General features: G+C 71.7%; 22 protein-coding genes. 20 read left to right on the top strand and 2 right to left on the bottom strand.

The window, feature by feature from the left end; translation table 11 throughout:
* The first annotated feature begins 260 nt into the window (after positions 1–260).
* The 4 genes from ACF088_RS23650 to nusB all read left to right on the top strand — a co-directional run bounded on the left by ACF088_RS23650 (position 261) and on the right by nusB (position 3,385).
* A complete protein-coding gene (locus tag ACF088_RS23650) occupies positions 261–1,118 on the top strand; it encodes a Pro-rich N-terminal domain-containing protein (protein ID WP_392377755.1) in 858 nt (285 codons plus the stop codon).
* Between the two features lie 90 nt (positions 1,119–1,208).
* Complete coding sequence (locus ACF088_RS23645; RefSeq protein WP_392377754.1) at positions 1,209–2,315, top strand: aminopeptidase P family protein; 1,107 nt, start codon at positions 1,209–1,211, stop codon at positions 2,313–2,315.
* A 66-nt stretch (positions 2,316–2,381) separates the two neighbouring features.
* Entirely contained in the window at positions 2,382–2,948 is a 567-nt protein-coding gene (gene efp / locus ACF088_RS23640) for an elongation factor P (protein ID WP_030076436.1), read from the top strand.
* 2 nt (positions 2,949–2,950) lie between these two features.
* A complete protein-coding gene (nusB, locus tag ACF088_RS23635) occupies positions 2,951–3,385 on the top strand; it encodes a transcription antitermination factor NusB (protein ID WP_392377753.1) in 435 nt (144 codons plus the stop codon).
* Positions 3,386–3,581: 196 nt separating this feature from the next.
* Here the strand turns inward: nusB and bldD are convergent, their stop codons facing one another.
* Entirely contained in the window at positions 3,582–4,082 is a 501-nt protein-coding gene (bldD, locus tag ACF088_RS23630) for a transcriptional regulator BldD (RefSeq protein WP_030076442.1), read from the bottom strand.
* A gap of 221 nt (positions 4,083–4,303) precedes the next feature.
* Here bldD and pyrR point away from each other — a divergent pair, with 221 nt between their 5' ends.
* The 14 genes from pyrR to ACF088_RS23560 all read left to right on the top strand — a co-directional run bounded on the left by pyrR (position 4,304) and on the right by ACF088_RS23560 (position 20,968).
* Positions 4,304–4,894: a bifunctional pyr operon transcriptional regulator/uracil phosphoribosyltransferase PyrR gene (pyrR, locus tag ACF088_RS23625; RefSeq protein WP_392377752.1), complete on the top strand. Its 591-nt coding sequence runs from the start codon at positions 4,304–4,306 to the stop codon at positions 4,892–4,894.
* A 93-nt stretch (positions 4,895–4,987) separates the two neighbouring features.
* The gene (locus ACF088_RS23620) at positions 4,988–5,983 is read left to right on the top strand and encodes an aspartate carbamoyltransferase catalytic subunit (RefSeq protein WP_392377751.1); all 996 of its coding nucleotides are present in this window, start codon (positions 4,988–4,990) and stop codon (positions 5,981–5,983) included.
* Between the two features lie 2 nt (positions 5,984–5,985).
* Positions 5,986–7,272 (top strand): dihydroorotase, encoded by a 1,287-nt coding sequence (locus ACF088_RS23615; RefSeq protein ID WP_392377750.1) that lies wholly within the window; start codon positions 5,986–5,988, stop codon positions 7,270–7,272.
* A complete protein-coding gene (locus ACF088_RS23610; RefSeq protein ID WP_392377749.1) occupies positions 7,269–7,865 on the top strand; it encodes a hypothetical protein in 597 nt (198 codons plus the stop codon). The genes ACF088_RS23615 and ACF088_RS23610 overlap by 4 nt, the downstream gene beginning before the upstream one ends.
* On the top strand, positions 7,862–9,043 hold the full coding sequence (gene carA / locus ACF088_RS23605) for a glutamine-hydrolyzing carbamoyl-phosphate synthase small subunit (protein WP_392377748.1): 1,182 nt from the start codon (positions 7,862–7,864) through the stop codon (positions 9,041–9,043). Before ACF088_RS23610 ends, carA begins: the two co-directional genes overlap by 4 nt.
* The gene (gene carB, locus ACF088_RS23600; protein WP_392377747.1) at positions 9,036–12,347 is read left to right on the top strand and encodes a carbamoyl-phosphate synthase large subunit; all 3,312 of its coding nucleotides are present in this window, start codon (positions 9,036–9,038) and stop codon (positions 12,345–12,347) included. Before carA ends, carB begins: the two co-directional genes overlap by 8 nt.
* A 79-nt stretch (positions 12,348–12,426) precedes the next feature.
* The gene (locus ACF088_RS23595; protein WP_392377746.1) at positions 12,427–13,536 is read left to right on the top strand and encodes a quinone-dependent dihydroorotate dehydrogenase; all 1,110 of its coding nucleotides are present in this window, start codon (positions 12,427–12,429) and stop codon (positions 13,534–13,536) included.
* The gene (gene pyrF / locus ACF088_RS23590; protein WP_392377745.1) at positions 13,533–14,366 is read left to right on the top strand and encodes an orotidine-5'-phosphate decarboxylase; all 834 of its coding nucleotides are present in this window, start codon (positions 13,533–13,535) and stop codon (positions 14,364–14,366) included. The genes ACF088_RS23595 and pyrF overlap by 4 nt, the downstream gene beginning before the upstream one ends.
* Positions 14,367–14,581: 215 nt before the next feature.
* Positions 14,582–14,905, top strand: coding sequence for an integration host factor (locus ACF088_RS23585; protein WP_006607450.1), 324 nt, complete (start codon positions 14,582–14,584; stop codon positions 14,903–14,905).
* Positions 14,906–14,943: 38 nt separating this feature from the next.
* Positions 14,944–15,564, top strand: a complete 621-nt coding sequence (gene gmk, locus ACF088_RS23580) for a guanylate kinase (RefSeq protein WP_392377744.1) — start codon at positions 14,944–14,946, stop codon at positions 15,562–15,564.
* Between the two features lie 69 nt (positions 15,565–15,633).
* Positions 15,634–15,906 (top strand): DNA-directed RNA polymerase subunit omega, encoded by a 273-nt coding sequence (rpoZ, locus tag ACF088_RS23575; RefSeq protein ID WP_005319902.1) that lies wholly within the window; start codon positions 15,634–15,636, stop codon positions 15,904–15,906.
* A gap of 101 nt (positions 15,907–16,007) precedes the next feature.
* Positions 16,008–17,243 carry a bifunctional phosphopantothenoylcysteine decarboxylase/phosphopantothenate--cysteine ligase CoaBC gene (gene coaBC / locus ACF088_RS23570; RefSeq protein ID WP_392377743.1) on the top strand — a complete coding sequence of 412 codons (1,236 nt, stop codon included), beginning with the start codon at positions 16,008–16,010 and terminating at the stop codon, positions 17,241–17,243.
* A 253-nt stretch (positions 17,244–17,496) separates the two neighbouring features.
* Complete coding sequence (gene metK / locus ACF088_RS23565; protein ID WP_350249835.1) at positions 17,497–18,705, top strand: methionine adenosyltransferase; 1,209 nt, start codon at positions 17,497–17,499, stop codon at positions 18,703–18,705.
* Between the two features lie 124 nt (positions 18,706–18,829).
* Positions 18,830–20,968, top strand: coding sequence for a primosomal protein N' (locus ACF088_RS23560; RefSeq protein ID WP_392377742.1), 2,139 nt, complete (start codon positions 18,830–18,832; stop codon positions 20,966–20,968).
* Between the two features lie 110 nt (positions 20,969–21,078).
* Here ACF088_RS23560 and ACF088_RS23555 read toward each other — a convergent pair whose 3' ends face one another.
* Complete coding sequence (locus tag ACF088_RS23555) at positions 21,079–21,636, bottom strand: hypothetical protein (RefSeq protein WP_392377741.1); 558 nt, start codon at positions 21,634–21,636, stop codon at positions 21,079–21,081.
* Between the two features lie 249 nt (positions 21,637–21,885).
* Here ACF088_RS23555 and fmt point away from each other — a divergent pair, with 249 nt between their 5' ends.
* Both fmt and ACF088_RS23545 read left to right on the top strand, forming a co-directional pair.
* Positions 21,886–22,824: a methionyl-tRNA formyltransferase gene (gene fmt, locus ACF088_RS23550; protein ID WP_392377740.1), complete on the top strand. Its 939-nt coding sequence runs from the start codon at positions 21,886–21,888 to the stop codon at positions 22,822–22,824.
* 140 nt (positions 22,825–22,964) lie between these two features.
* Positions 22,965–24,398 carry an RsmB/NOP family class I SAM-dependent RNA methyltransferase gene (locus ACF088_RS23545; RefSeq protein ID WP_392377739.1) on the top strand — a complete coding sequence of 478 codons (1,434 nt, stop codon included), beginning with the start codon at positions 22,965–22,967 and terminating at the stop codon, positions 24,396–24,398.
* The last annotated feature ends 156 nt before the right edge of the window (positions 24,399–24,554 follow it).

Raw genomic sequence — 24,554 nt, 5'->3', positions numbered from 1 at the left:
TTCCCGCCCCCGGCCGTTCCCGCACCGAGCGCCGGGGGCAGCGGGCGCTCCTGCCGCGTCCGGGAGGGTACCGTTCGCAGCAGTACCCACCCACGCCGACGGCCGTGGGGCACAACGGCCCCTCCGGGCCGCCGGGTTGCCGCCAGTCGCACCGGGCAGCCGAGCCCCGGCGCCTGGGGGCACCCCGCCCGGCGTGAGCCGGAGGAGCACCGCACCACATCGACCGCACGAGTCGACCGCACGAGACGGAGAGCCACCGGATGCACTACGCAGTGGGGGCTCCGCTGCCACCGCCCCACGGGCAGGCATCACCCGGCGCCGCCATGAACTGGACGCCCAACCCGGGACAGCACACCCCGCCCACCTCGCCGTCGGCCCCGGCCGCCCCGGCTCCGCCCGTGCAGCAGCCCGCCCCCGGTCAGGGCCGGCACGGGCCCGCGCCCCAGCAGGCCCCGCCCATGCCGCAGAGCACGGACATCACCGGCCATGTCCAGCTGCCCCCGGGCGCCCCGGTGCCGCTGCCCAGCCCGCCCACCGACACCACGGCGCCGGACGCCGCGCATGCGGCCGTCGCGGTGCTGCTCATCGGCCCGGCCGGGGCCGGCAAGACCAGCGTGGCGCGCCACTGGGCCGACACCCGGCGGGTGCCGACCGCGCACATCAGCCTCGACGACGTCCGCGAATGGGTCCGGTCCGGCTTCGCCGACCCGCAGGCCGGCTGGAACGACCACTCCGAGGCGCAGTACCGCCTCGCCCGCCGCACCTGCGGCTTCGCGGCCCGCAACTTCCTTGCCAACGGCATCTCCTGCATCCTCGACGACGCCGTCTTCCCCGACCGGCCGGTCATCGGACTGGGCGGCTGGAAGCGCCATGTGGGGCCCGGCCTGCTGCCGATCGTGCTGCTGCCCGGCCTGGAGATCGTCCTGGAGCGCAATGCCCGGCGCAGCGGCAACCGACGGCTGTCCGACGAAGAGGTGGCGAGGATCCACGGACGGATGGCCGGCTGGTACGGCTCCGGCCTGCCGATCATCGACAACTCCCAGCACGACGTCGCCACGACGGTGCGGGTGCTGGACGACGTCGTCGCCCGCAGCATCGCCAGCCCGCCGAGCTGGTAGCCCGCGAACCGGTAGCGGCCGCAGCAACCCGGTCCCCCGGGCGGCCCCGCTCGACCGGCCGCCCCGGGGGAGCCGCCGTACGCTCGTGATATGTCCGAGTTGTACGCGGCCCGACGCACGCGGCTGCGCGACCGCGTAGCCGGGGCCGGAAGTGCCGCCGCACTGATCTCGCGCCCCGCGAACGTCCGCTACCTCACCGGCTGCGCGCCGCCCGGCGCCGCGCTGCTGCTGGGCCCGGCCGACGAGGTGCTGCTGTGCGGCAGGCCGCTGAGCGGTGATCCCGCCGAGGGCCGGCCGGCCGATGACGTACGGGTGTCGGTGCTGCCGACCCGCGGCGGCGACCCGGTCGTGGCCGGCGCCGACCTCGCCGCGACGGCCGGCGCGGACACCCTGGCCGTCGAGGAGCACCACCTCACCGTCACCCGGCACCGTGCGCTCTCCCAGGTCGCCCCCCGGCTGCGGCTGACCGACCTGGCCTGCGCGGTCGAGGCGCAGCGGCTGGTGAAGGACGACGACGAGATCGCCTGTCTGCGGATCGCCGCGGAGATCGCCGACCAGGCCCTGGGGGAGCTCCTCGAATCGATCCTGGTCGGCCGCACCGAGCGGCATCTGGCCCTGGAACTGGAGCGCCGGCTGGTGGACCACGGTGCGGACGGCCCGGCCTTCCCCACGTCCGTCGCGACCGGCCCGAACGCCGGCCGCCCCGGGCATCTGCCCACCGACCGGCGGGTCGAGGAGGGCGACTTCCTCAGTGTCTGCCTGGGCGCCAATTACCGCGGCTACCGCTGTGAGATCGGCCGGACCTTCGTCATCGGCACCACGCCCTCGGACTGGCAGATCGAACTGTACGAGCTCGTTTTCGCAGCCCAGCGGGCCGGGCGTGAGGCCCTTGCGCCGGGTGTGGAATGCCGCGAGGTGGACCGGGTGACCCGCCATGTGCTGGACGCGGCGGGGTACGGTGAGAGGCTCGGAGCGTGGACCGGGCACGGTGTGGGGCTCGAAATCGACGAGGACCCTCAATTGTCCCCTGCCGCCATGGGTAAACTGGACGCTTGCGTGCCGGTCACCGTCGAGCCGGGGGTTCACATCCCGGGCCGTGGGGGTGTCCGGATCGACGACACACTCGTCGTCCGCCCCGAGGCGGACGGCGGACCCGAGCTACTCACGATCACGACCAAGGAGCTGCTCGCGCTGTGAGCCCCACGGCTTGCGGCGTACGGCTCCGAGGTACCCACCACCTGCAGTCCAGGAGATTCCGCAACCGTGGCTTCCACGAACGACCTCAAGAACGGCCTGGTGCTCAAGCTCGAAGGGGGCCAGCTCTGGTCCGTCGTCGAGTTCCAGCACGTCAAGCCCGGTAAGGGCCCGGCCTTCGTCCGCACCAAGCTGAAGAACGTGCTCTCCGGCAAGGTGGTGGACAAGACCTTCAACGCCGGCGTGAAGGTCGAGACGGCCACTGTCGACAAGCGCGGGATGCAGTTCTCGTACATGGACGGCGAGTACTTCGTCTTCATGGACATGGACACCTACGACCAGCTGATGGTCGACCGCAAGGCCGTCGGCGACGCCGCGAACTTCCTCCTCGAGGGCTTCGAGGCCGTCGTGGCGCAGCACGAGGGCGAGGTGCTCTACGTGGAGCTGCCGGCCGCCGTCGAGCTCGTCATCCAGCACACCGAGCCCGGCGTCCAGGGCGACCGCTCCACCGGCGGCTCCAAGCCCGCCACCCTGGAGACCGGCTACGAGATCCAGGTGCCGCTCTTCATCACCGAGGGCGAGAAGATCAAGGTCGACACCCGCACCGGCGACTACCTCGGCCGGGTGAACAGCTAACCGTGGCTGCCCGTACCAAGGCCCGTAAGCGCGCCTTCCAGATTCTCTTCGAGGCCGACCAGCGCGGTGCCGATGTGCAGTCCGTGCTCGCGGACTGGATGCGGCACGCCCGGACCGACCCACGGCAGCCGCCGGTGAACGAATACACCCTGCAGTTGGTCGAGGGGTACGCGGACCACGTCGCCCGGATCGACGAGCTGATCTCCACCTACGCGGTCGACTGGGACCTGGACCGGATGCCGGCGGCCGACCGCAGCATCGTGCGGCTCGGTGCCTATGAGCTGCTCTGGGTGGATGACACGCCGGACGCGGTGGCGATCGACGAAGCCGTGCAGCTCGCCAGGGAGTTCTCCACGGACGACTCCCCGTCCTTCGTCAACGGCCTCCTCGGCCGGTTCAAGGAGCTGAAGCCGAGCCTGCGGCGCGAGGCGCAGTAGGCGGTCGGCAGAGCGTGTGAACGGGCCCGGAGCGAAGGGTGATGCTCCGGGCCCTTCGCATGCCCGCAGAACGCCGTATGGGGGCTCTCCTGGCGCACTGTCCGCGCGCCGTGTGCGCCGTCCGTGCGCCGGTACACAGAAACCGCCGCCCCGGAATCCCGGAGCGGCGGCACGTTTCTGCAGGTGATGCGGTGGATCAGAGTTCGTCGTGCTGCACGGCACGGCGCGCTTCCGCGTCGAGCACGCCCCAGCTGATCAGCTGCTCGGTCAGCACCGAGGGCGACTGGTCGTAGATGACCGCGAGGGTGCGCAGGTCGTCCTGGCGGATCGAGAGGACCTTGCCGTTGTAGTCGCCGCGCTGGCTCTGGATGGTGGCGGCGTACCGCTGCAGCGGGCCGGCCTTCTCCTGCGGGACGTGGGCCAGGCGCTCCAGGTCGAGCACCAGCTTCGGCGGCGGCTCGGCCGCTCCGCCCGGTGTCGTGCCCGGCAGCAGTTCCTGCACCGGAACGCCGTAGAAGTCCGCCAGCTCGGCAAGGCGCTGCACGGTCACGGCACGGTCACCGCGCTCGTAGGAACCCACCACCACGGCCTTCCAGCGGCCCTGGGACTTCTCCTCGACGCCGTGGAGAGAAAGGCCCTGCTGGGTGCGGATGGCGCGGAGCTTGGCCCCGAGCTGTTTGGCGTATTCGCTGGACATAAAACTCCCCAGACGGCTGTATCGACATGCGGCTCCGCCGCGGGCTGGTAACTCACTGTGAGGTTACGCAGCGTAATCTGACTTCGTCAAGCGGAACGGGGCAGACCCTCACCCGTCAGGGGCGCGGACCGCTCCTGCGAGGGGTCCTGATAGCCTGGGCTGCGTAATTTCGACGTCCTTTAAGGTCCGTCCCGTGAGGCGGAGAAGGAGGTCCGTTTCATATGGACTCAAGCAGTTCCGACACGACGGCTCAGCTCCCCGCACGGCCGGTGCTCGAAGGCCCGGACATCGCGCGGATGCTCACCCGCATCGCCCACGAGATCGTCGAGCGCGCCAAGGGCGCGGACGACGTGGTGCTCCTGGGGATCCCCACCCGCGGCGTATTCCTCGCCCGACGGCTCGCCGCCAAGCTCGAAGAGATCACCGGCCGCACGGTCCCGGTCGGCTCGCTCGACATCACGATGTACCGCGACGACCTGCGCCTGGGCCCGGCCCGCACGCTCGCCCGCACGGACATCCCCGCCGACGGCATCGAGGGCCGCGTCGTCCTGCTCGTGGACGACGTGCTCTTCTCCGGACGCACCATCCGCGCCGCGCTGGACGCGCTGGGCGACATCGGCCGGCCGCGCGCCGTACAGCTGGCGGTCCTCGTCGACCGCGGCCACCGCGAACTGCCGATCCGTGCCGACTACGTAGGCAAGAACCTCCCCACGTCGCTGCGGGAGACGGTCAAGGTCCAGCTCACCGAGGAGGACGGCCGGGACGCCGTGCTGCTCGGCGTGAAGCACCCCGCCCCGGCCGGCGAGCGATAGCGCACCGCGCACGGACCCGGTGACCCCGGGTCCGCAGGCATGCCTGCTCGACGGACATTCCCGTACACCTCCTTCACTCACGGAGAAAACCGGATGAAGCGTCACCTCATCTCGGCCGCCGATCTCACGCGCGACGACGCCGTCCTGATCCTCGACACCGCCGAGGAGATGGCCCGGGTCGCCGACCGGCCGATCAAGAAGCTCCCCACCCTGCGCGGACGCACCGTCGTCAACCTCTTCTTCGAGGACTCGACCCGCACCCGAATTTCCTTCGAAGCCGCGGCGAAGCGCCTCTCCGCCGATGTCATCAACTTCTCCGCCAAGGGCTCGTCGGTCTCCAAGGGCGAGTCCCTCAAGGACACCGCCCTGACCCTGGAGGCGATGGGCGCGGACGCCGTCGTCATCCGGCACCACGACTCCGGCGCCCCGCACCGCCTGGCGACCTCCGGCTGGATCGGCGGCTCCGTGGTCAACGCCGGTGACGGCACCCACGAACACCCCACCCAGGCACTGCTCGACGCCTTCACGATGCGCCGCCGGCTCGTCGGCGCCGACGCGGGCGTGGGCCAGGACCTCGCCGGCCGCCGCATCACCGTCGTCGGCGACATCCTGCACAGCCGGGTCGCCCGCTCCAACGTCCATCTGCTGACCACCCTCGGCGCCGAGGTCACCCTGGTCGCGCCGCCGACGCTGGTACCGATCGGTGTGGAGCAGTGGCCCTGCGAGGTCTCCTACGACCTCGACGCCGTGCTCGCCAAGTCCGACGCGGTGATGATGCTGCGCGTCCAGCGGGAGCGGATGAACGCGGCGTTCTTCCCGACCGAGCGGGAGTACGCGCGGCGCTACGGTCTCGACGGCGACCGGATGGCCCGGATGCCCGAGCACGCGATCGTGATGCACCCCGGTCCGATGAACCGCGGCATGGAGATCACCGCCCAGGTCGCCGACTCGCCCCGCTGCACCGCGGTCGAACAGGTCACCAACGGCGTGAGCATCCGGATGGCCGTCCTCTATCTGCTTCTGGGCGGCAACGAGCCCGCCCTGACCGCCGGCAACGGCACCAGCACTCGCACCGAGGAGAGCAAGTAACCATGAGCAAGACCCTGATTCGCGGCGCGAAGGTCCTCGGTGGCGAACCGCAGGACGTGCTGATCGACGGCGAGGTCATCGCGGCGGTCGGGACCGGGCTGAGCGCCGAGGGTGCGCAGGTCGTCGAGGCCGGCGGCAAGATCCTGCTGCCGGGCCTGGTCGACCTGCACACCCATCTGCGCGAGCCGGGCCGCGAGGACTCCGAGACCGTGCTGACCGGCACCAAGGCGGCCGCCGTCGGCGGCTTCACCGCCGTCCACGCCATGGCCAACACCTTCCCCGTCGCGGACACCGCCGGCGTCGTCGAGCAGGTCTGGCGGCTGGGCAAGGAGTCCGGCTACTGCGACGTCCAGCCGGTCGGTGCGGTCACCGTCGGCCTGGAGGGCAAGAAGCTCGCCGAGCTCGGCGCGATGCGCGACTCCGCGGCCGGCGTCCGGGTCTTCTCCGACGACGGCAAGTGCGTGGACGACGCCGTGATCATGCGGCGCGCCCTGGAGTACGTGAAGGCCTTCGACGGTGTCGTCGCCCAGCACGCCCAGGAGCCGCGGCTCACCGAGGGCGCCCAGATGAACGAGGGCATCGTCTCCGCCGAGCTGGGCCTCGGCGGCTGGCCCGCGGTCGCCGAGGAGTCGATCATCGCCCGCGATGTGCTGCTCGCCGCGCACGTCGGCTCCCGGGTGCACATCTGCCACCTGTCCACGGCGGGCTCGGTCGAGATCGTCCGCTGGGCGAAGTCCAAGGGCTGGAACGTCACCGCCGAGGTCACCCCGCACCACCTGCTGCTCACCGACGAGCTGGTCCGCAGCTACAACCCCGTCTACAAGGTGAACCCGCCGCTGCGCACCGAGGCCGACGTCCTGGCGCTGCGCGAGGCGCTCGCCGACGGCACCATCGACTGTGTCGCCACCGACCACGCCCCGCACCCGCACGAGGACAAGGACTGCGAGTGGGGCGCGGCGGCCATGGGCATGGTCGGCCTGGAGACTGCGCTCTCCGTCGTCCAGCACACGATGGTCGACAGCGGACTGCTGGACTGGGCCGGCGTCGCCGACCGGATGTCCTTCCGCCCGGCGCACATCGGCCGCCTGGAGGGCCACGGCCGTCCCGTCTCGGCTGGTGAGCCCGCCAACCTCATGCTGCTCGACTCCGCTTACCGTGGAGAGGTGGACCCCGCGGGCTTCGCCTCCCGCAGCCGCAACACCCCCTACGAGGGCCGTGAGCTGCCGGGACGCGTCACCCACACCTTCCTGCGGGGCCGGGCAACGGTCGTCGACGGGAAGCTGGCGTGACACCTCCACTGAGCACCTTGGCCGCGGCGCAGCACTCCGCTCCGGTCACCGACTGGGCCGGTCGGATCGCCTGGGTCGTCGGACTGCTGGTCTTCGTCGTCTTCGTCTACTGGCTGATGCGCCAGGGCTGGAAGTGGCGCGGCACGCTCCAGGGCGATCTGCCCGAGTTGCCGTCCACTCCCGACGACCCCGGCACCCCGCTGCTGACCCTGTCGGGCCGCTACCACGGCTCCACCACCGCCGGGCAGTGGCTCGACCGGATCGTGGCGCGCGGCCTGGGCACCCGTAGCCGCGCCGAGCTGACCCTCACCGGCCAGGGACTGGACGTCGTACGGCCGGGCGCGGCGGACTTCTTCGTGCCGGCCGCCGCACTGCGCGGCGCCCGCCTCGACAAGGGCATCGCCGGCAAGGTCCTGACCGAGGGCGGCCTGCTGATCGTCACCTGGGAGCACGGCGGCCGGCAGCTCGACTCCGGCTTCCGCTCCGACCGGGCGGACGAGCACCCGGCCTGGGTCGAGGCCGTCAACCGGCTGAGCACCACCGACCACACCACCAGCACCACCGAGCACACCGAAACGGAAGGCGCACGATGACGACCTCCACCAGGGGCACCGCCCACGGCACAAGGGGGATCCCCGCCGTACTCGTCCTGGAGGACGGCCGCAGCTTCCGCGGCCGCGCCTACGGGGCCGTGGGGGAGGCCTTCGGCGAAGCGGTGTTCTCCACCGGCATGACCGGCTACCAGGAGACGCTGACCGACCCCTCGTACCACCGCCAGGTCGTCGTCATGACCGCCCCGCACATCGGCAACACCGGTGTGAACGACGAGGACCCCGAGTCGCAGCGGATCTGGGTGGCCGGCTATGTCGTCCGCGACCCCGCCCGTGTCCCGTCCAACTGGCGCTCGGTGCGCTCCCTGGACGACGAGCTGGTCGCCCAGGGCGTCGTCGGCATCAGCGGTGTCGACACCCGCGCCCTGACCCGCCATCTGCGCGAGCGCGGTGCCATGCGGGTCGGCATCTTCTCCGGCGAGGCGCTGGCCGACGCGGGCATGATGCTGGCCAAGGTGCGCCAGGCCCCCGAGATGCAGGGCGCCGACCTGTCCACGCAGGTTGCCACCAAGGAGTCCTACGTCATCCCGGCGATCGGTGCCGACGGCGAAGCCGTCCCGGTCGGTGCGGCGAAGTTCACCGTCGCCGCGATCGACCTGGGCATCAAGGGCATGACCCCGCACCGGATGGCCGAGCGCGGCATCGAGGTGCACGTCCTGCCCGCCACCGCCACCGTCGAGGACATCTACGCGGTGAACCCGGACGGAGTGTTCTTCTCCAACGGCCCCGGCGACCCGGCCACCGCCGACCACCCGGTCTCCGTGATGCGGGGAGTGCTGGAGCGCAAGACGCCGCTGTTCGGCATCTGCTTCGGCAACCAGATCCTGGGCCGCGCGCTGGGCTTTGGCACCTACAAGCTCAAGTACGGCCACCGCGGTATCAACCAGCCGGTGCAGGACCGCACGACCGGCAAGGTCGAGGTCACCGCGCACAACCACGGATTCGCCGTCGACGCCCCGCTCGACACCGTCTCCGACACCCCCTTCGGCCGCGCCGAGGTCTCCCACGTCTGCCTCAACGACAACGTGGTGGAGGGCCTGCACCTCCTCGACCAGCCGGCCTTCAGTGTCCAGTACCACCCCGAAGCCGCCGCGGGTCCGCACGACGCCGCGTACCTCTTCGACCGCTTCGTTTCCCTGATGGAGGGCCAGCGTGCCTAAGCGCACCGATATCCAGTCCGTCCTGGTCATCGGCTCCGGCCCGATCGTCATCGGCCAGGCCGCCGAGTTCGACTACTCCGGTACCCAGGCGTGCCGGGTCCTCAAGTCCGAGGGCCTGCGCGTCATCCTGGTGAATTCCAACCCGGCGACGATCATGACCGACCCGGAGATCGCCGACGCTACCTACGTCGAGCCGATCACCCCGGACTTCGTCGAGAAGATCATCGCCAAGGAGCGCCCGGACGCCCTGCTGCCCACCCTGGGCGGCCAGACGGCGCTGAACACCGCGATCTCCCTCCACGCGTCCGGCACCCTCGACAAGTACGGCGTCGAGCTGATCGGCGCCAATGTCGAGGCGATCAACAAGGGTGAGGACCGCGACCTGTTCAAGGAGGTCGTCGAGGCCGTCCGCGCCAAGATCGGCCACGGCGAGTCCGCCCGCTCGGTCATCTGCCACTCCATGGACGACGTCCTCGCGGGCGTCGACGAGCTCGGCGGCTACCCCGTCGTCGTCCGCCCCTCCTTCACCATGGGCGGCGCCGGCTCCGGCTTCGCGCACGACGAGGAGGAGCTGCGCCGGATCGCCGGCCAGGGCCTGACGCTCTCGCCGACCACCGAGGTGCTCCTGGAGGAGTCCATCCTGGGCTGGAAGGAGTACGAGCTGGAGCTGATGCGCGACAAGAACGACAACGTCGTGGTCGTCTGCTCCATCGAGAACTTCGACCCGATGGGTGTGCACACCGGTGACTCGATCACCGTCGCCCCGGCGATGACGCTCACCGACCGCGAGTACCAGACCCTGCGGGACATCGGCATCGCCGTCATCCGCGAGGTCGGCGTCGACACCGGCGGCTGCAACATCCAGTTCGCGGTCAACCCCGAGGACGGCCGGGTCATCGTCATCGAGATGAACCCGCGCGTCTCGCGCTCCTCGGCGCTGGCCTCCAAGGCCACCGGCTTCCCGATCGCGAAGATCGCCGCCCGGCTCGCCGTCGGCTACACCCTCGACGAGATCCCCAACGACATCACCGAGAAGACCCCGGCCTCCTTCGAGCCGACCCTCGACTATGTCGTCGTCAAGGTGCCGCGGTTCGCCTTCGAGAAGTTCCCCGCCGCCGACGCCACGCTCACCACGACCATGAAGTCGGTCGGCGAGGCCATGGCCATCGGCCGCAACTTCCCCGAGGCGCTCAACAAGGCCCTGCGCTCCCTGGAGAAGAAGGGCAGCCAGTTCGACTTCCTGACCGAGCCGGGCGAGAAGGCCGCGCTGCTGGAGAAGTCCAAGGTCCCCACCGACGGCCGGATCAACACCGTCATGGCGGCGATCCGGGCCGGCGCCACGCCCGGGGAGGTCTTCGACGCCACGAAGATCGACCCCTGGTTCGTCGACCAGCTCTTCCTCGTCAAGGAGATCGCGGACGAGATCGCGGCCGCCGAGAAGCTCCACCCGGAGATCCTTGCGGACGCAAAGCGCTACGGCTTCTCCGACGCCCAGATCGCCGCGATCCGCGGGCTGCGCGAGGACGTCGTGCGCGAGGTGCGGCACGCCCTCGGGGTCCGCCCGGTCTACAAGACGGTCGACACCTGCGCCGCCGAATTCGCCGCGAAGACCCCGTACTTCTACTCCTCCTACGACGAGGAGACCGAGGTCGCGCCCCGCGAGAAGCCGGCCGTGATCATCCTCGGCTCCGGCCCCAACCGCATTGGCCAGGGCATCGAGTTCGACTACTCCTGCGTCCACGCCTCGTTCGCGCTCAGCGACGCCGGCTACGAGACCGTGATGGTCAACTGCAACCCGGAGACCGTCTCGACGGACTACGACACCTCCGACCGCCTGTACTTCGAGCCGCTGACGCTGGAAGACGTGCTGGAGATCGTGCACGCCGAGACCCAGGCAGGACCGGTCGCCGGCGTCATCGTGCAGCTCGGCGGCCAGACCCCGCTCGGCCTGGCGCAGGCGCTCAAGGACAACGGCGTGCCGATCGTCGGCACCTCGCCCGAGGCGATCGACCTCGCCGAGGAGCGCGGCGCCTTCGGCCGGGTGCTCACCGAGGCCGGACTGCCGGCCCCCAAGTACGGCACCGCCTTCTCCTTCGACGAGGCCAAGCGGATCGCCGCGGAGATCGGCTACCCGGTCATGGTCCGCCCGTCCTATGTGCTCGGCGGCCGCGGTATGGAGATCGTCTACGACGAGCCGTCGCTCGGCGAGTACCTCACCCGCCACGCCGGCCTGATCGACCGCCACCCGGTCCTCATCGACCGCTTCCTCGACGACGCCATCGAGATCGACGTCGACGCGCTCTACGACGGCCAGGAGCTCTACCTCGGCGGCGTCATGGAGCACATCGAGGAAGCCGGCATCCACTCCGGCGACTCCGCCTGCGCGCTGCCCCCGATCACGCTCGGCGGCTACGACATCAAGCGGCTGCGCACCTCGACGGAGGCCATCGCCAAGGGCGTCGGCGTCCGCGGACTGATCAACATCCAGTTCGCGATGGCCGGCGACATCCTCTACGTCCTGGAGGCGAACCCGCGCGCCTCCCGTACGGTCCCCTTCACCTCGAAGGCCACCGCGGTGCCGCTGGCCAAGGCCGCCGCCCGGATCTCGCTGGGCGCCACCATCGCCGAGCTGCGCGCCGAGGGCATGCTGCCCAAGACGGGCGACGGCGGCACCCTGCCGCTGGACGCGCCGATCTCCGTCAAGGAAGCCGTGATGCCCTGGTCGCGGTTCCGTGACATCCACGGCCGCGGGGTGGACACCATCCTGGGCCCGGAGATGCGCTCCACGGGCGAGGTCATGGGCATCGACTCGGTCTTCGGCACCGCCTACGCCAAGTCGCAGTCCGGCGCCTACGGGGCGCTGCCCACCAAGGGCCGCGCGTTCGTCTCCGTCGCCAACCGCGACAAGCGCTCGATGATCTTCCCGGCCCGCGAACTGGTCGCGCACGGCTTCGAACTGCTCGCCACCTCCGGCACCGCCGAGGTGCTGCGCCGCAACGGCATCAACGCCACGGTGGTGCGCAAGCAGTCCGAGGGCGAGGGCCCGGACGGGGAGAAGACCATCGTCCAGCTCATCCACGACGGCCAGGTCGACCTGATCGTCAACACCCCCTACGGCACCGGCGGCCGGCTGGACGGCTACGACATCCGTACCGCCTCCGTCGCCCGCGGCGTCCCCTGCCTGACCACGGTCCAGGCACTGGCCGCCGCCGTCCAGGGCATCGAGGCCATGTCCCGCGGTGACGTGGGCGTGCGTTCCCTCCAGGAACACGCCGAACATCTCACCGCGGCCCGCGAGGAGTAGCGGCCAGGAGGGGGACACCGACGCGGTGTCCCCCTCTTCATGAGCCCCTCACTTCTCGCCCCGGAAGGCCCACCGCACGATGTACCGCCTCTTCTTCCACCTGATCTTCAAGCGCATGGACCCCGAGCAGGCCCACCACCTGGCCTTCCGCTGGATCCAGCTGGCCGTGCGCCTCCCCGTGCTGCGCACCTTCGTCGCGGCCGCCCTCGCGCCCCGCTACAAGGAGCTGCGCACCGAGGCCCTGGGCCGCCGGATGCACGGCCCCTTCGGCCTGGCCGCCGGCTTCGACAAGAACGCCGTCGCGATCGACGGGATGACCATGCTCGGCTTCGACCATGTCGAGATCGGCACGGTCACCGCCCAGCCGCAGCCCGGCAACCCCAAGAAGCGCCTGTTCCGGCTCGTGGCGGACCGCGCGCTGATCAACCGGATGGGGTTCAACAACGACGGCTCCGCGTCCGTGGCGGCCCGTCTGGCCGCCCGCAACCCGGTCTTCCCGGCCACCGTCGGCGTCAACATCGGCAAGACCAAGGTCGTACCGGAGGACGGGGCCACCGCCGATTACGTCATCTCCACCGAGCGGCTCGCCCGGCACGCCGACTACCTGGTCGTCAATGTCTCCTCCCCGAACACCCCGGGGCTGCGCAACCTCCAGGCCGTCGACCACCTCCGCCCGCTGCTGACGGCCGTCCGCGAGGCCGCCGACCGCACGGTCACCGACCGCCGGGTCCCGCTGCTGGTCAAGATCGCCCCCGACCTGGCCGACGCGGATGTGGACGCGGTCGCCGACCTGGCCGTCGAGCTGGGTCTGGACGGGATCATCGCCACCAACACCACCATCGCCCGCGAGGGCCTCGGCCTGACCTCCGACCCGAAGCTGACCGCCGAGACCGGCGGACTCTCCGGTGCGCCCGTCAAGGAGCGTTCCCTGGAGGTGCTGCGCCGCCTCTACGCCCGCGTCGGCGACAAGATCACCCTGATCGGGGTGGGCGGCATCGAGAACGCCGAGGACGCCTGGCAGCGCATCCTGGCCGGCGCCACCCTCGTCCAGGGCTACAGCGCCTTCATCTACCAGGGCCCGTTCTGGTGCCGCGCGATCCACAAGGGCCTCGCCGCCCGTCTGCGCAACAGCCCGTACGCCACTCTTGCCGACGCCGTCGGCGCCGAGCACAAGAAGGTGTCCGCATGACCGAGCCTTTCGGTTCCCGCCTGCGCCGCGCCATGGACGAGCGCGGTCCGCTCTGCGTCGGCATCGACCCGCACGCCTCGCTGCTGGCCGACTGGGGCCTGAACGACGATGTCGCGGGCCTGGCGCGGTTCACCCGGACCGTCGTGGAGGCCCTCGGCGAGTCGGTGGCCGTCTTCAAGCCACAATCCGCGTTCTTCGAGCGCTTCGGCTCGCGCGGCCTGGCGGTCCTGGAGACCGCCGTCGAGGAGGCGCGCGAGCGCGGTGCCCTGGTCCTGATGGACGCCAAGCGCGGCGACATCGGCTCGACCATGGCCGCCTACGCCGAGACCTACCTGCGCAAGGACTCGCCGCTGTTCTCCGATGCGCTGACCGTCTCCCCGTACCTCGGCTACGGCTCGCTGAAGCCGGCCGTCGACCTGGCGCGCGAGAACGGCGCCGGGCTCTTCGTCCTCGCCCTCACCTCCAACCCGGAGGGCGCCGAGGTCCAGCGGGCGGTGCGCGAGGACGGCCGCACGCTCGCCGCCACCATGCTCGGCCACCTCGCCGCCGAGAACGCCGGGGCCGAGCCGCTGGGCTCCTTCGGCGCGGTCGTCGGCGCCACGCTCGGCGATCTCTCCTCGTTCGATCTGGCGATCAACGGCCCGCTGCTCGCCCCCGGCATCGGTGCCCAGGGCGCCACCCCCGCCGACCTCCCGAAGGTCTTCGGTGCCGCCGTGCGCAACGTGGTGCCGAGCGTCAGCCGAGGGGTGTTGCGGCACGGTCCGGACACCTCGGCACTGCGCGCCGCGGCGGACCGATTCGCCGGCGAAGTGCGCACCGCGCTCGATTGAGACCCTTCCGACGGGGACTTTGGTCCCGAATTGTCCTGGTCAGCAGAGTCTGACCAGGACTTTTCGCTTGTTCTCGCTGACTCCGGCGCCCTCTGGCGCTAGTCTCCGACGAGAGCACTGCACGTAAGCGCGTTGCTCGTTGCTCCGCAGGTGCGGGGCGACTAGGTTCCACACCGGTCCGTATCCGACAGTTCGACATCCGAGGTGACGTAGGCGTGGCTCTTCCGCCCCTTACCCCTGAACAGCGCGCAGCCGCGCTCGAGAAGGCCGCCGCGGCTCGCCGGGAGCGCGCCGAGGTCAAGAATCGGCTCAAGCACTCCGGTGCTTCCCTCCATGAGGTCATCAAGCAGGGCCAGGAGAACGACGTCATCGGCAAGATGAAGGTCTCCGCGCTCCTTGAGTCCCTGCCGGGCGTCGGCAAGGTCCGCGCCAAGCAGATCATGGAACGGCTCGGGATCTCCGAGAGCCGCCGTGTCCGGGGCCTTGGCTCCAACCAGATCGCGTCGCTGGAGCGCGAGTTCGGCAGCACTGCTTCCTGAATTTTCCGGCATCACCGGGAAGCTGGAATAATCGCTGCATGAGTTCTGCAGTCTCCGGGGGGACGACCCCCGCGCCCCCGGCCAGACAACCGCGACTGACCGTGCTCTCCGGCCCCTCCGGGGTCGGCAAGAGCACGGTCGTCGCGCATATGCGCAAGGTCCACCCCGAGGTCTGGCTCTCGGTTTCGGCCACCACCCGCAAGCCGCGTCCCGGGGAGCGGCACGGTGTCCATTACTTCTTCGTCGACGACGGGGAATTCGACAAGCTGATCGCCAACGGCGAGCTGCTCGAATGGGCCGAATTCGCGGGCAACCGGTACGGCACTCCCCGCCAGGCGGTGCTGGACCGCCTGGAGTCCGGGGAGCCGGTCCTGCTGGAGATCGACCTGCAGGGCGCCCGCCAGGTCCGCGAGTCCATGGCGGAAGCGCATCTGCTCTTCCTGGCCCCGCCGAGCTGGGACGAGCTGGTCCGCCGGCTCACCGGCCGGGGCACCGAGGCGCCGGAGGTCATCGAGCGCCGGCTGGCCGCCGCCAGGATCGAACTGGCAGCGGAGAAGGAGTTCGATACGACGCTTGTCAACACCTCCGTCGAGGACGTCAGCCGTGAGCTGCTAGCCTTGATGCTGGACAGGTCCGGAGACGAGAACACCAGCGGCTGACCGCGCAGCTCCCCGGACCGTCGAAGACTTTGCGTCACCCCCGCTTCATCCCCCTTCGGAAGGCAGAGAGTGTCCTCTTCCATCACCGCACCCGAGGGCATCATCAACCCGCCCATTGATGAGCTTCTCGAGGCCACCGATTCGAAGTACAGCCTGGTGATCTACGCCGCCAAGCGCGCGCGTCAGATCAACGCGTACTACTCGCAGCTCGGCGAGGGCCTGCTCGAGTACGTCGGCCCGCTCGTGGACACCCACGTCCACGAGAAGCCCCTGTCGATCGCGCTCCGCGAGATCAACGCGGGCCTGCTGACCTCCGAGGCCATCGAGGGCCCGGCGCAGTAAGCAGCAGAACGATTCACCAAGGGCCCGGCGGAGCAACCGCCGGGCCCTTGGTGTGTCATAGGGGCATACGTACGGACCTAGGCCCGGGGAGCGGCGAAGCGATGGACAGGCGTGAGCGGGAGCGGCCCAGGGTCGTCCTGGGGGTGAGCGGCGGGATCGCCGCGTACAAGGCGTGTGAGCTGCTGCGGCGGCTGACCGAGTCCGGACACGACGTACGGGTCGTGCCGACCGCCTCGGCGCTGCATTTCGTCGGGGAGGCCACCTGGTCGGCGCTGTCCGGCAACCCGGCCGGCACCGAGGTCTGGGAATCCGTCCACGAGGTCCCGCACGTCCGGATCGGCCAGGCCGCCGACCTCGTCGTGGTGGCCCCCGCCACCGCCGACCTGCTCGCCAAGGCCGCCCACGGCCTCGCCGACGACCTGCTGACCAACACCCTGCTCACCGCGCGCTGCCCGGTGGTCTTCGCCCCGGCGATGCACACCGAGATGTGGGAGAACCCCGCCACCCAGGAGAACGTCGCCACGCTGCGCCGCCGCGGCGCCCTCGTCATCGACCCGGCGGTCGGCCGGCTGACCGGCGTCGACACCGGCAAGGGCCGCTTCCCCGACCCGGCCGAGATCTTCGCATTCTGCCGCCGGGTGCTGGCCCGCGGCGACCGGGCGACGGAGCAGGATCTCGCCGGCCGCCGCGTCGTGGTCAGTGCGGGCGGCACCCGCGAGCCGCTGGATCCCGTCCGCTACCTGGGCAACCGCTCCTCCGGCAAGCAGGGCTACGCGCTCGCCCGGACCGCGGCGGCCCGCGGGGCCCACGTCACGCTGGTCGCCGGCAACACCGAGCTGCCCGATCCGGCGGGGGTGGAGGTGATCCACATCGGGACCGCCCGTCAGCTCCACGAGGCGGTGCTGAAGGCGGCCGCGGACGCCGACGCGGTGATCATGGCCGCCGCCGTCGCCGATTTCCGGCCCGCCGTCTACACCAGCGGCAAGATCAAGAAGGTCGAAGGACAGGAGCCGGAACCGGTCACTCTGGTCCGAAATCCGGACATCCTCGCCGAGCTCTCCGCCGAGCGGGCCCGCCCTGGTCAGCTCGTGGTCGGCTTTGCCGCGGAGACCGACGAGGTGCTCGCCAACGGCCGTGCCAAGCTCGCCCGCAAGGGCTGTGACCTGCTGGTCGTCAATGAGGTCGGGGAGCGCAAGGCCTTCGGCTCGGACGGGAACGAGGCGGTGATCCTGGCGGCCGACGGAACCGAGACCCCGGTCCCGTACGGCCCCAAGGAAGACCTGGCCGACACGGTCTGGGACCTGGTCGCGCCCCGCCTGGCCGAGACCCGTCCCTGACGCGCCCGTACGGACCCGGGAGTCACTCCACCGGCCGCCTAAACTCCGGCTTGTCCCCTTGACCCGGCCCATACTCGAGGTGATCGTCCTACCGAGGGCCGTGGTGTCCCAGGTCACGGGGGGTCCATAAATCGAGACCGCGTGCCCGAACACCGCACACGACCGATAAACTGGCGAGTGGATCGGGCCGAGCGCAGCTCTCGGCCCTTCCGCCAATGATCAGCCAGCAGCCGCTGCAACCCCAGGGAGCGATGTGTCCCGCCGCCTGTTCACCTCGGAGTCCGTCACCGAGGGCCACCCCGACAAGATCGCTGACCAGATCAGCGACACCATCCTCGACGCTCTCCTCAAGGAAGACCCGACCTCTCGGGTCGCCGTGGAGACGTTGATCACCACCGGCCTGGTGCATGTGGCCGGCGAGGTGACGACGAAGGCGTACGCCGACATCCCCAACCTCGTCCGCAACAAGATCCTGGACATCGGTTACGACTCGTCCAAGAAGGGCTTCGACGGCGCTTCCTGCGGCGTCTCGGTGTCCATCGGCGCGCAGTCCCCGGACATCGCCCAGGGTGTCGACACCGCGTACGAGAACCGCGTCGAGGGCGACGACGACGAGCTGGACAAGCAGGGCGCCGGCGACCAGGGCCTGATGTTCGGCTACGCCTGCGACGAGACCCCGGAGCTGATGCCGCTCCCGATCAACCTCGCGCACCGCCTGTCCAAGCGCCTGTCCGAGGTCCGCAAGAACGGCACCATCCCCTACCTCCGCCCCGACGGCAAGACCCAGGTCACCATCGAGTACGACGGCCACAAGGCCGTCCGCCTCGACACCGTCGTGGTGTCCTCGCAGCACGCCAGCGACATCGACCTCGACTCGCTGCTCGCTCCCGACATCCGCGAGTTCGTCGTCGAGCACGTCCTGGCCCAGCTCGTCGAGGACGGCATCAAGCTGGACACCGACGGCTACCGGCTGCTGGTCAACCCGACCGGCCGCTTCGAGATCGGCGGCCCCATGGGTGACGCCGGCCTCACCGGCCGCAAGATCATCATCGACACCTACGGCGGCATGGCCCGCCACGGTGGCGGTGCCTTCTCCGGCAAGGACCCGTCCAAGGTCGACCGTTCCGCCGCCTACGCGATGCGCTGGGTGGCCAAGAACGTCGTCGCCGCCGGCCTCGCGGCCCGCTGCGAGGTCCAGGTCGCCTACGCCATCGGCAAGGCCGAGCCGGTCGGACTCTTCGTCGAGACCTTCGGCACCGCCACCGTCGACACCGACAAGATCGAGCAGGCCATCGGCGAGGTCTTCGACCTCCGCCCGGCCGCCATCATCCGCGACCTCGATCTGCTCCGTCCGATCTACGCCCAGACCGCCGCCTACGGCCACTTCGGCCGTGAGCTGGAGGACTTCACCTGGGAGCGCACGGACCGGGTGGAGGCGCTGAAGAAGGCTGCGGGCCTCTAAGGCTCCTCGGTTTTCGTACCGCCCGTGTAGTGACCCACGGCCCCGGACCGCCCGAGCGGTCCGGGGCCGTCGGCTGTCCACAGGCCGCCGCTCACTGTCCGTGCCATCTGCTAAGACTGATGCTGTGAGCAGGGAGAACGGGCGACCGGAGGCGGGGGCATCGGGTGCGGGCGAGCAGTTGGCCCTCATCCGGGAGGCCGTGCGGGAGACCAAGGCGGAGCGGGCGAAGCCGCGGACGTGGCGGGGGGCCGAGCTGGCCGCCGGGCTGCCGGTGGCGCGGGTGCTGGTCGACAAGGGGCTGGTGCACCTCGACCGCTATTTCGATTACGCGGTGCCCGCGGCGATGGACGCCGAAGCCCAGCCCGGGGTGCGGGTGCGGGTGCGCTTCGGCGCGGGTGAGAAGGGCGGCCGTCGTGAGGGCGGCAAGCTGGTCAGCGGTTTCATCGTGGAGCGGGCCGCGGAGAGCGACTACCGCGGGGTGCTCGCCCCGATCGCGCAGGTGCTGTCGTCCGAGCGGGTGCTGACGCCCGAGCTGCTGGGGCTGTGCCGGGCGGTGGCGGACCGTTATGCCGGGACGCTCGCCGATGTGGTGCAGCTGGCCGTCCCGCCGCGCCGGGCACGGGCGGAGGCCAAGCCGTCGCCGGCGCCACTGCCGCCCAACGCCGCGCCGGAGCCCGGAAGTTGGGCGCGCTACGGAGCGGGCCCCGGCTTCCTGGCGGCGCTGACGCGGGGGGATGCGCCGCGGGCGGTGTGGACGGCGCTGCCGGGGGCGACCTGGCCGCAGGAGCTGGCGCGGGCGGTGGCCGCGGCGCTGGCCGGCGGGCGTGGCGCGCTGGTGGTGGTGCCGGACGGGCGCGCCGCGGCGCGGGTGGACGCGGCCCTCGGCGAGCTGATCGGGGAGGGCCGGCATGTGCTGCTGACCGCCGACGCCGGGCCCGAGGAGCGCTACCGCCGCTGGCTGGCGGTCAGCCGTGGCGCGGTGCGCGCCGTGGTCGGGACGCGCGCGGCGATGTTCGCGCCGGTCGCCGGCCTGGGCCTGGTCGCCCTGTGGGACGACGGGGACGCCAGCCACAGCGATCCGCATGCACCCCGGCCACACGCCCGTGAGGTCCTGATCCAGCGGTCGGTCAATGAGCGCGCCGGATTTCTGCTGGGCGGGCTGAGCTGCACGGTCGAGGCGGCCCAGCTCGTCGAGACCGGCTGGGCACGCCCGCTGACCGCCGAGCGCGAGCAGGTGCGGACCGCTGCGCCCCTGGTGCGTACGGTCAGCGACGGTGACGAGGCGCGGGACGCCGCGGCGCGCGCCGCCCGGCTGCCGACGATGGCCTGGCAGGTGGTGCGCGAGGGCCTGCAGCGCGGACCGGTGCTCGTCCAGGTCCCGCGCCGGGGGTATGCGCCCCGCCTGGCCTGCGAACGCTGCCGTACCCCTGCGCGCTGCCGGGCCTGTGCGGGCCCGCTGGAATCGCAGGACGCGGGTGAGCTGGCCTGTGCGTGGTGCGGCCGGCCCGAGCCGGACTGGCACTGCGCCGAGTGCGGCGGGGCGCGGCTGCGGGCCCAGATCGTGGGGGCGCGGCGGACGGCGGAGGAACTGGGTCGGGTGTTCCCGTCGGTCCCGGTGCGCACCTCCGGGCGTGATCATGTCCTGGCAACGGTGCCGGGGGCTCCCGCGCTCGTGGTGAGCACACCGGGCGCGGAGCCGGTGGCCGAGGACGGCGGATATGCGGCGGCGCTGCTGCTGGACGGCTGGGCGCTGCTGGGGCGACCGGACCTGCGGGCGGGGGAGGAGGCGCTGCGCCGCTGGCTGGGCGCCGCCGCGCTGGTCCGCGGCCAGGCGGAGGGCGGCACCGTCGCGGTGATCGCGGAGCCGACGCTGCGGCCGGTGCAGGCGCTGGTGCGCTGGGACCCGGTCGGCCATGCGGTCCGCGAGCTGGCCGAACGGGCCGAGCTCGGCTTCCCCCCGGTGTCGCGGATGGCTTCCGTCGCCGGCCGCGGGGAGGACGTCGCCGAGTTGCTGAGGGATACCGAACTCCCCGTGGGCGCCGAGGTGTTGGGGCCCGTTCCGCTGCCGGTACCGGACCCCGCGCGCCCGCGTCGCCCCGGCGACCCTCCGCCGGGCGAGCAGTGGGAACGCGCGCTGGTCCGCGTCCGCCCCGGCCAGGGCGCCGCCCTCGCCGCGGCGCTCAAGGCGGCCCGTGCGGCCCGGCTGGTCAAGCGGGAGGGCGAGGCGGTACGGGTACGGATCGATCCGCCCGATCTGGGGTGAGGCGCCCGGGTGGCCCCGGACATGGCGCCGCCCCGGGACCGATGTCGGCGGGTGGTCCCGGGGCGTTGGCGAGCGGCGGGGGAGCCAAGGGCGCTCGGTGCCGGGGTGGTTCAGCCGTTGCGGGGGCCGGGGAAGGCGCCCGGGCGGGCCGGCTCCTCGCGGGAGACCGCGGAGGGCTGGGCGGGCATGGCGCGGGCGGCCGGGACGGACGGGGAGCCGGGCAGGCCCGCGGCCATGGTCACCGCACGGCTCGCGGTGGCGGAGTCGGGTGAACGCACCGTCGGGTCACCGCCGTTGCTCTCCGAGGAGGGCTGGGCGGCGGCCCGGCGGGCACCGTAACGGCGGTGCACCGCCTGTTTGGTGACGCCGAGTGCCGAGCCCACCGCGTCCCAGGAGAATCCCAGCGAACGGTCGAAGTCGACCGCTGCCGTGACCAGGGTTTCGACGCTGTCCCGCAGCTCCTGGGCGAGACGCACCGTCGGGGCGGGCGCGCGTCCGTAGACGACAAAGCCTGCGGAGGGGCCGGTGCGCCGGGGCCGGTAGACGTTGCCGAGCTGAGCGGTCAGCGTGCGCAGTGCGTCCACCTGCCGGCGCACCCGTTCGATGTCCCGCACCAGGAGATGCAGGCTGGCGCGCGCCTGGGCGTCGTGGGTTGCGTGGTCGGCCATGAGCAAGCCTCTCGAACCGGCGTGGAAAAGGAAGGATGAAAGCGAGCGGGCCGCCAAAGCGGCCCGGTCCGGGTCAATGCTGTTTGACCAACGCGGCAGCAGCGGCTCTGGTCACGGTATGGGGGCGCACGAGCTTCCGTACAAGGCGCGGGAAATGTCGTACGCCCCCTGATCCACCGCCCATTGCCTGGGACGGGACCCATAGACTGGTGTGTCGTTCCGCTGCGTGTGAGAGGTAGATCGCCACCCATGAGGCTTGTCTTCGCCGGCACCCCCGAGGTCGCCGTACCCGCCCTCGATGCCCTGATCGCCTCGGACCGGCACGAGGTCGTGGCCGTCGTCACCCGGCCCGACGCGCCCGCCGGACGCGGCCGGAAGCTGGTCGCCAGCCCCGTGGCGGAGCGTGCGGAGGAGGCGGGCATCGAGGTGCTCAAGCCCGTCAAGCCGCGCGACGAGGACTTCCTGGCCCGGCTGCGGGAGATCGCGCCGGACTGCTGCCCGGTGGTCGCCTACGGGGCGCTGCTGCCGAAGGTAGCGCTCGACATTCCCGCCAAGGGGTGGGTCAATCTGCACTTCTCGCTGCTGCCCGCGTGGCGGGGCGCGGCGCCCGTGCAGCATGCGGTGCTGGCCGGGGACGAGGTGACCGGCGCCTCGACGTTCCAGATCGAGACCGGACTGGACTCCGGCCCGGTCTTCGGGGTGCTGACCGAGGAGGTCCGGCCCACCGATACCAGCGGCGATCTGCTCACCCGGCTGGCCTTCGCCGGTTCCGGGCTGCTCGTGGCGACGATGGACGGCATCGAGGAGGGCACGCTGCAGGCGGTGCCGCAGCCCGCCGAGGGGGTCACGCTCGCGCCGAAGATCGAGGTCGAGGACGCCAAGGTGGACTGGGCGGCGCCCGCGCTGCGGGTCGACCGGGTGATCCGCGGCTGTGCGCCCGCGCCGGGGGCCTGGACGGTCTTCCGCGGCGAGCGCCTCAAGCTGATGTCGGCCACTCCCGCCGCGGGCCACACCGAGCCCGCCCTTGCGCCCGGCGAACTCGCCGTGACAAAGAAGGCGGTGTACGCCGGTACCGGCAGCCACCCCGTCGAACTCGGCTGGGTCCAGCCGCAGGGCAAGAAGCCGATGAAGGCCGCCGATTGGGCGCGGGGGGTGCGGATCGAGAGCGGGGAGCGGCTGGGGGACTGAGCCCCCGCCGTCCGCTGTCATGGGGCCGGCAGCCGCCGGAGGGCGTCTGCGGCCCGGCTCCGGCCTCCGCGCGCGCTCCGCAGGCGCGGGCCGCGTAGGCTGGGACGGACCCCTCATCTCGTATCCGGAGCACCTTTTCTGTGAGCCAGCAGCCGCGCCGTCGCCCCAGCAAGCCCCATCGCCGCCCGCAGAAGGACCCGGTCAGGGTCCTCGCGTTCGAGGCGTTGCGGGCCGTCGACGAGCGGGACGCCTACGCGAATCTCGTGTTGCCGCCGTTGTTGCGCAAGGCACGCGAGGGCGGCGACTTCGACGCCCGGGACGCGGCGCTGGCGACGGAGCTGGTCTACGGCTCGCTGCGGTGGCAGGGGACGTATGACGCGATCATCGCGAGCTGTGTGGACCGGCCGCTGCGGGAGGTGGACCCGCCGGTCCTGGACGTGCTGACCCTCGGGGCGCACCAGTTGCTCGGCACCCGCATTCCGACGCATGCCGCGGTGAGCGCCAGCGTCGAGCTGGCGCGGGTGGTGCTGGGCGACGGACGGGCGAAGTTCGTCAACGCGGTGCTGCGCAAGGTCGCCGCCCATGACCTGGACGACTGGCTGGAGCGGGTCGCTCCGGAGTACGACGAGGACCCCGAGGACCACCTCGGCATCGTGCATGCGCACCCCCGCTGGATCGTCTCGGCGCTGTGGGACGCGCTCGGAGGGGGCCGGGCCGGTATCGAGGACCTCCTGGAGGCGGACAACGAACGCCCCGAGGTGACGTTGGTGGCCCGGCCCGGCCGCTCCACCACCGAGGAGCTCCTGTCGGCGGCCGGCGAGGAGCGCGCGCTCCCCGGACGCTGGTCCCCGTATGCGGTGCGGCTCGCGGAGGGCGGTGAGCCGGGCGCCCTGGACCCGGTCCGCGAAGGGCGCGCCGGGGTGCAGGACGAGGGCAGCCAGCTCGTCGCCCTCGCGCTGGCGAACGCGCCGGTCGAGGGCCCCGACCGCGCCTGGCTCGACGGCTGCGCGGGCCCCGGCGGCAAGGCGGCGCTGCTGGCGGCGCTCGCGGCCGAGCGCGGTGCCGCCCTGCTGGCCTCGGAGAAGCAGCCGCACCGGGCACGTCTGGTGGCGCGGGCGCTCGACGGCAACCCCGGTCCGTACGCGGTCATCACCGCCGACGGCACCCGCCCGGCCTGGCGGCCCGGTGCCTTCGACCGGGTGCTGGTGGACGTGCCGTGCACCGGTCTGGGTGCGCTGCGCCGGCGGCCGGAGGCGCGCTGGCGGCGCCGCCCCGAGGACCTGGACGGGTTCGCCCCGCTGCAGCGCGAGCTGCTCCGGCAGGCGCTCGCGGCCGTACGGGTCGGCGGCGTCGTCGGCTATGCGACCTGCTCGCCGCATCCGGCCGAGACCCGGGCCGTGGTGGACGACGTCCTCAAGGGGCGGGGCGGCGAGCCGGTGCAGGTGGAGTGGATCGACGCCCGCCCGCTGATGACCGGCGTACCGGCGCTCGGCGACGGTCCGGACGTCCAGCTGTGGCCGCATCTGCACGGCACGGACGCGATGTATCTGGCGCTGCTGCGGCGGACGGCATGAGGAGACGTCTGCCTTCGTAGTGTCAGGGAACCGCTGCGATGGGAGCCACGCTGCGCTGCGCAGCTCCAGCGGTGGTGTCCCGCTGCGAATGGCGGCGCAGACCACCTGAGGTGAGGTCTGCGCCGCCGTTCAGTGCCTGGGGCGCGCTGGATGGTC

Origin of the sequence: Streptomyces sp. NPDC015125, from assembly GCF_043080045.1 — a bacterium.
Taxonomy (GTDB): Bacteria; Actinomycetota; Actinomycetes; order Streptomycetales; family Streptomycetaceae; genus Streptomyces.
Note: the sequence above shows the minus strand (reverse complement) of the source record. Positions and strands in the feature narration are given on the sequence as shown.

What these genes read in the sequence shown, in the direction of transcription:
- ACF088_RS23650 (WP_392377755.1), top strand. Translation starts at nt 261, where the DNA reads ATGCACTACGCAGTGGGGGCTCCGCTGCCACCGCCCCACGGGCAGGCA.
- ACF088_RS23645 (WP_392377754.1), top strand. Translation starts at nt 1,209, where the DNA reads ATGTCCGAGTTGTACGCGGCCCGACGCACGCGGCTGCGCGACCGCGTA.
- bldD (WP_030076442.1), bottom strand. Translation starts at nt 4,082, where the DNA reads ATGTCCAGCGAATACGCCAAACAGCTCGGGGCCAAGCTCCGCGCCATC.
- pyrR (WP_392377752.1), top strand. Translation starts at nt 4,304, where the DNA reads ATGGACTCAAGCAGTTCCGACACGACGGCTCAGCTCCCCGCACGGCCG.
- ACF088_RS23620 (WP_392377751.1), top strand. Translation starts at nt 4,988, where the DNA reads ATGAAGCGTCACCTCATCTCGGCCGCCGATCTCACGCGCGACGACGCC.
- ACF088_RS23615 (WP_392377750.1), top strand. Translation starts at nt 5,986, where the DNA reads ATGAGCAAGACCCTGATTCGCGGCGCGAAGGTCCTCGGTGGCGAACCG.
- carA (WP_392377748.1), top strand. Translation starts at nt 7,862, where the DNA reads ATGACGACCTCCACCAGGGGCACCGCCCACGGCACAAGGGGGATCCCC.
- ACF088_RS23595 (WP_392377746.1), top strand. Translation starts at nt 12,427, where the DNA reads ATGTACCGCCTCTTCTTCCACCTGATCTTCAAGCGCATGGACCCCGAG.
- pyrF (WP_392377745.1), top strand. Translation starts at nt 13,533, where the DNA reads ATGACCGAGCCTTTCGGTTCCCGCCTGCGCCGCGCCATGGACGAGCGC.
- gmk (WP_392377744.1), top strand. Translation starts at nt 14,944, where the DNA reads ATGAGTTCTGCAGTCTCCGGGGGGACGACCCCCGCGCCCCCGGCCAGA.
- coaBC (WP_392377743.1), top strand. Translation starts at nt 16,008, where the DNA reads ATGGACAGGCGTGAGCGGGAGCGGCCCAGGGTCGTCCTGGGGGTGAGC.
- ACF088_RS23555 (WP_392377741.1), bottom strand. Translation starts at nt 21,636, where the DNA reads ATGGCCGACCACGCAACCCACGACGCCCAGGCGCGCGCCAGCCTGCAT.
- fmt (WP_392377740.1), top strand. Translation starts at nt 21,886, where the DNA reads ATGAGGCTTGTCTTCGCCGGCACCCCCGAGGTCGCCGTACCCGCCCTC.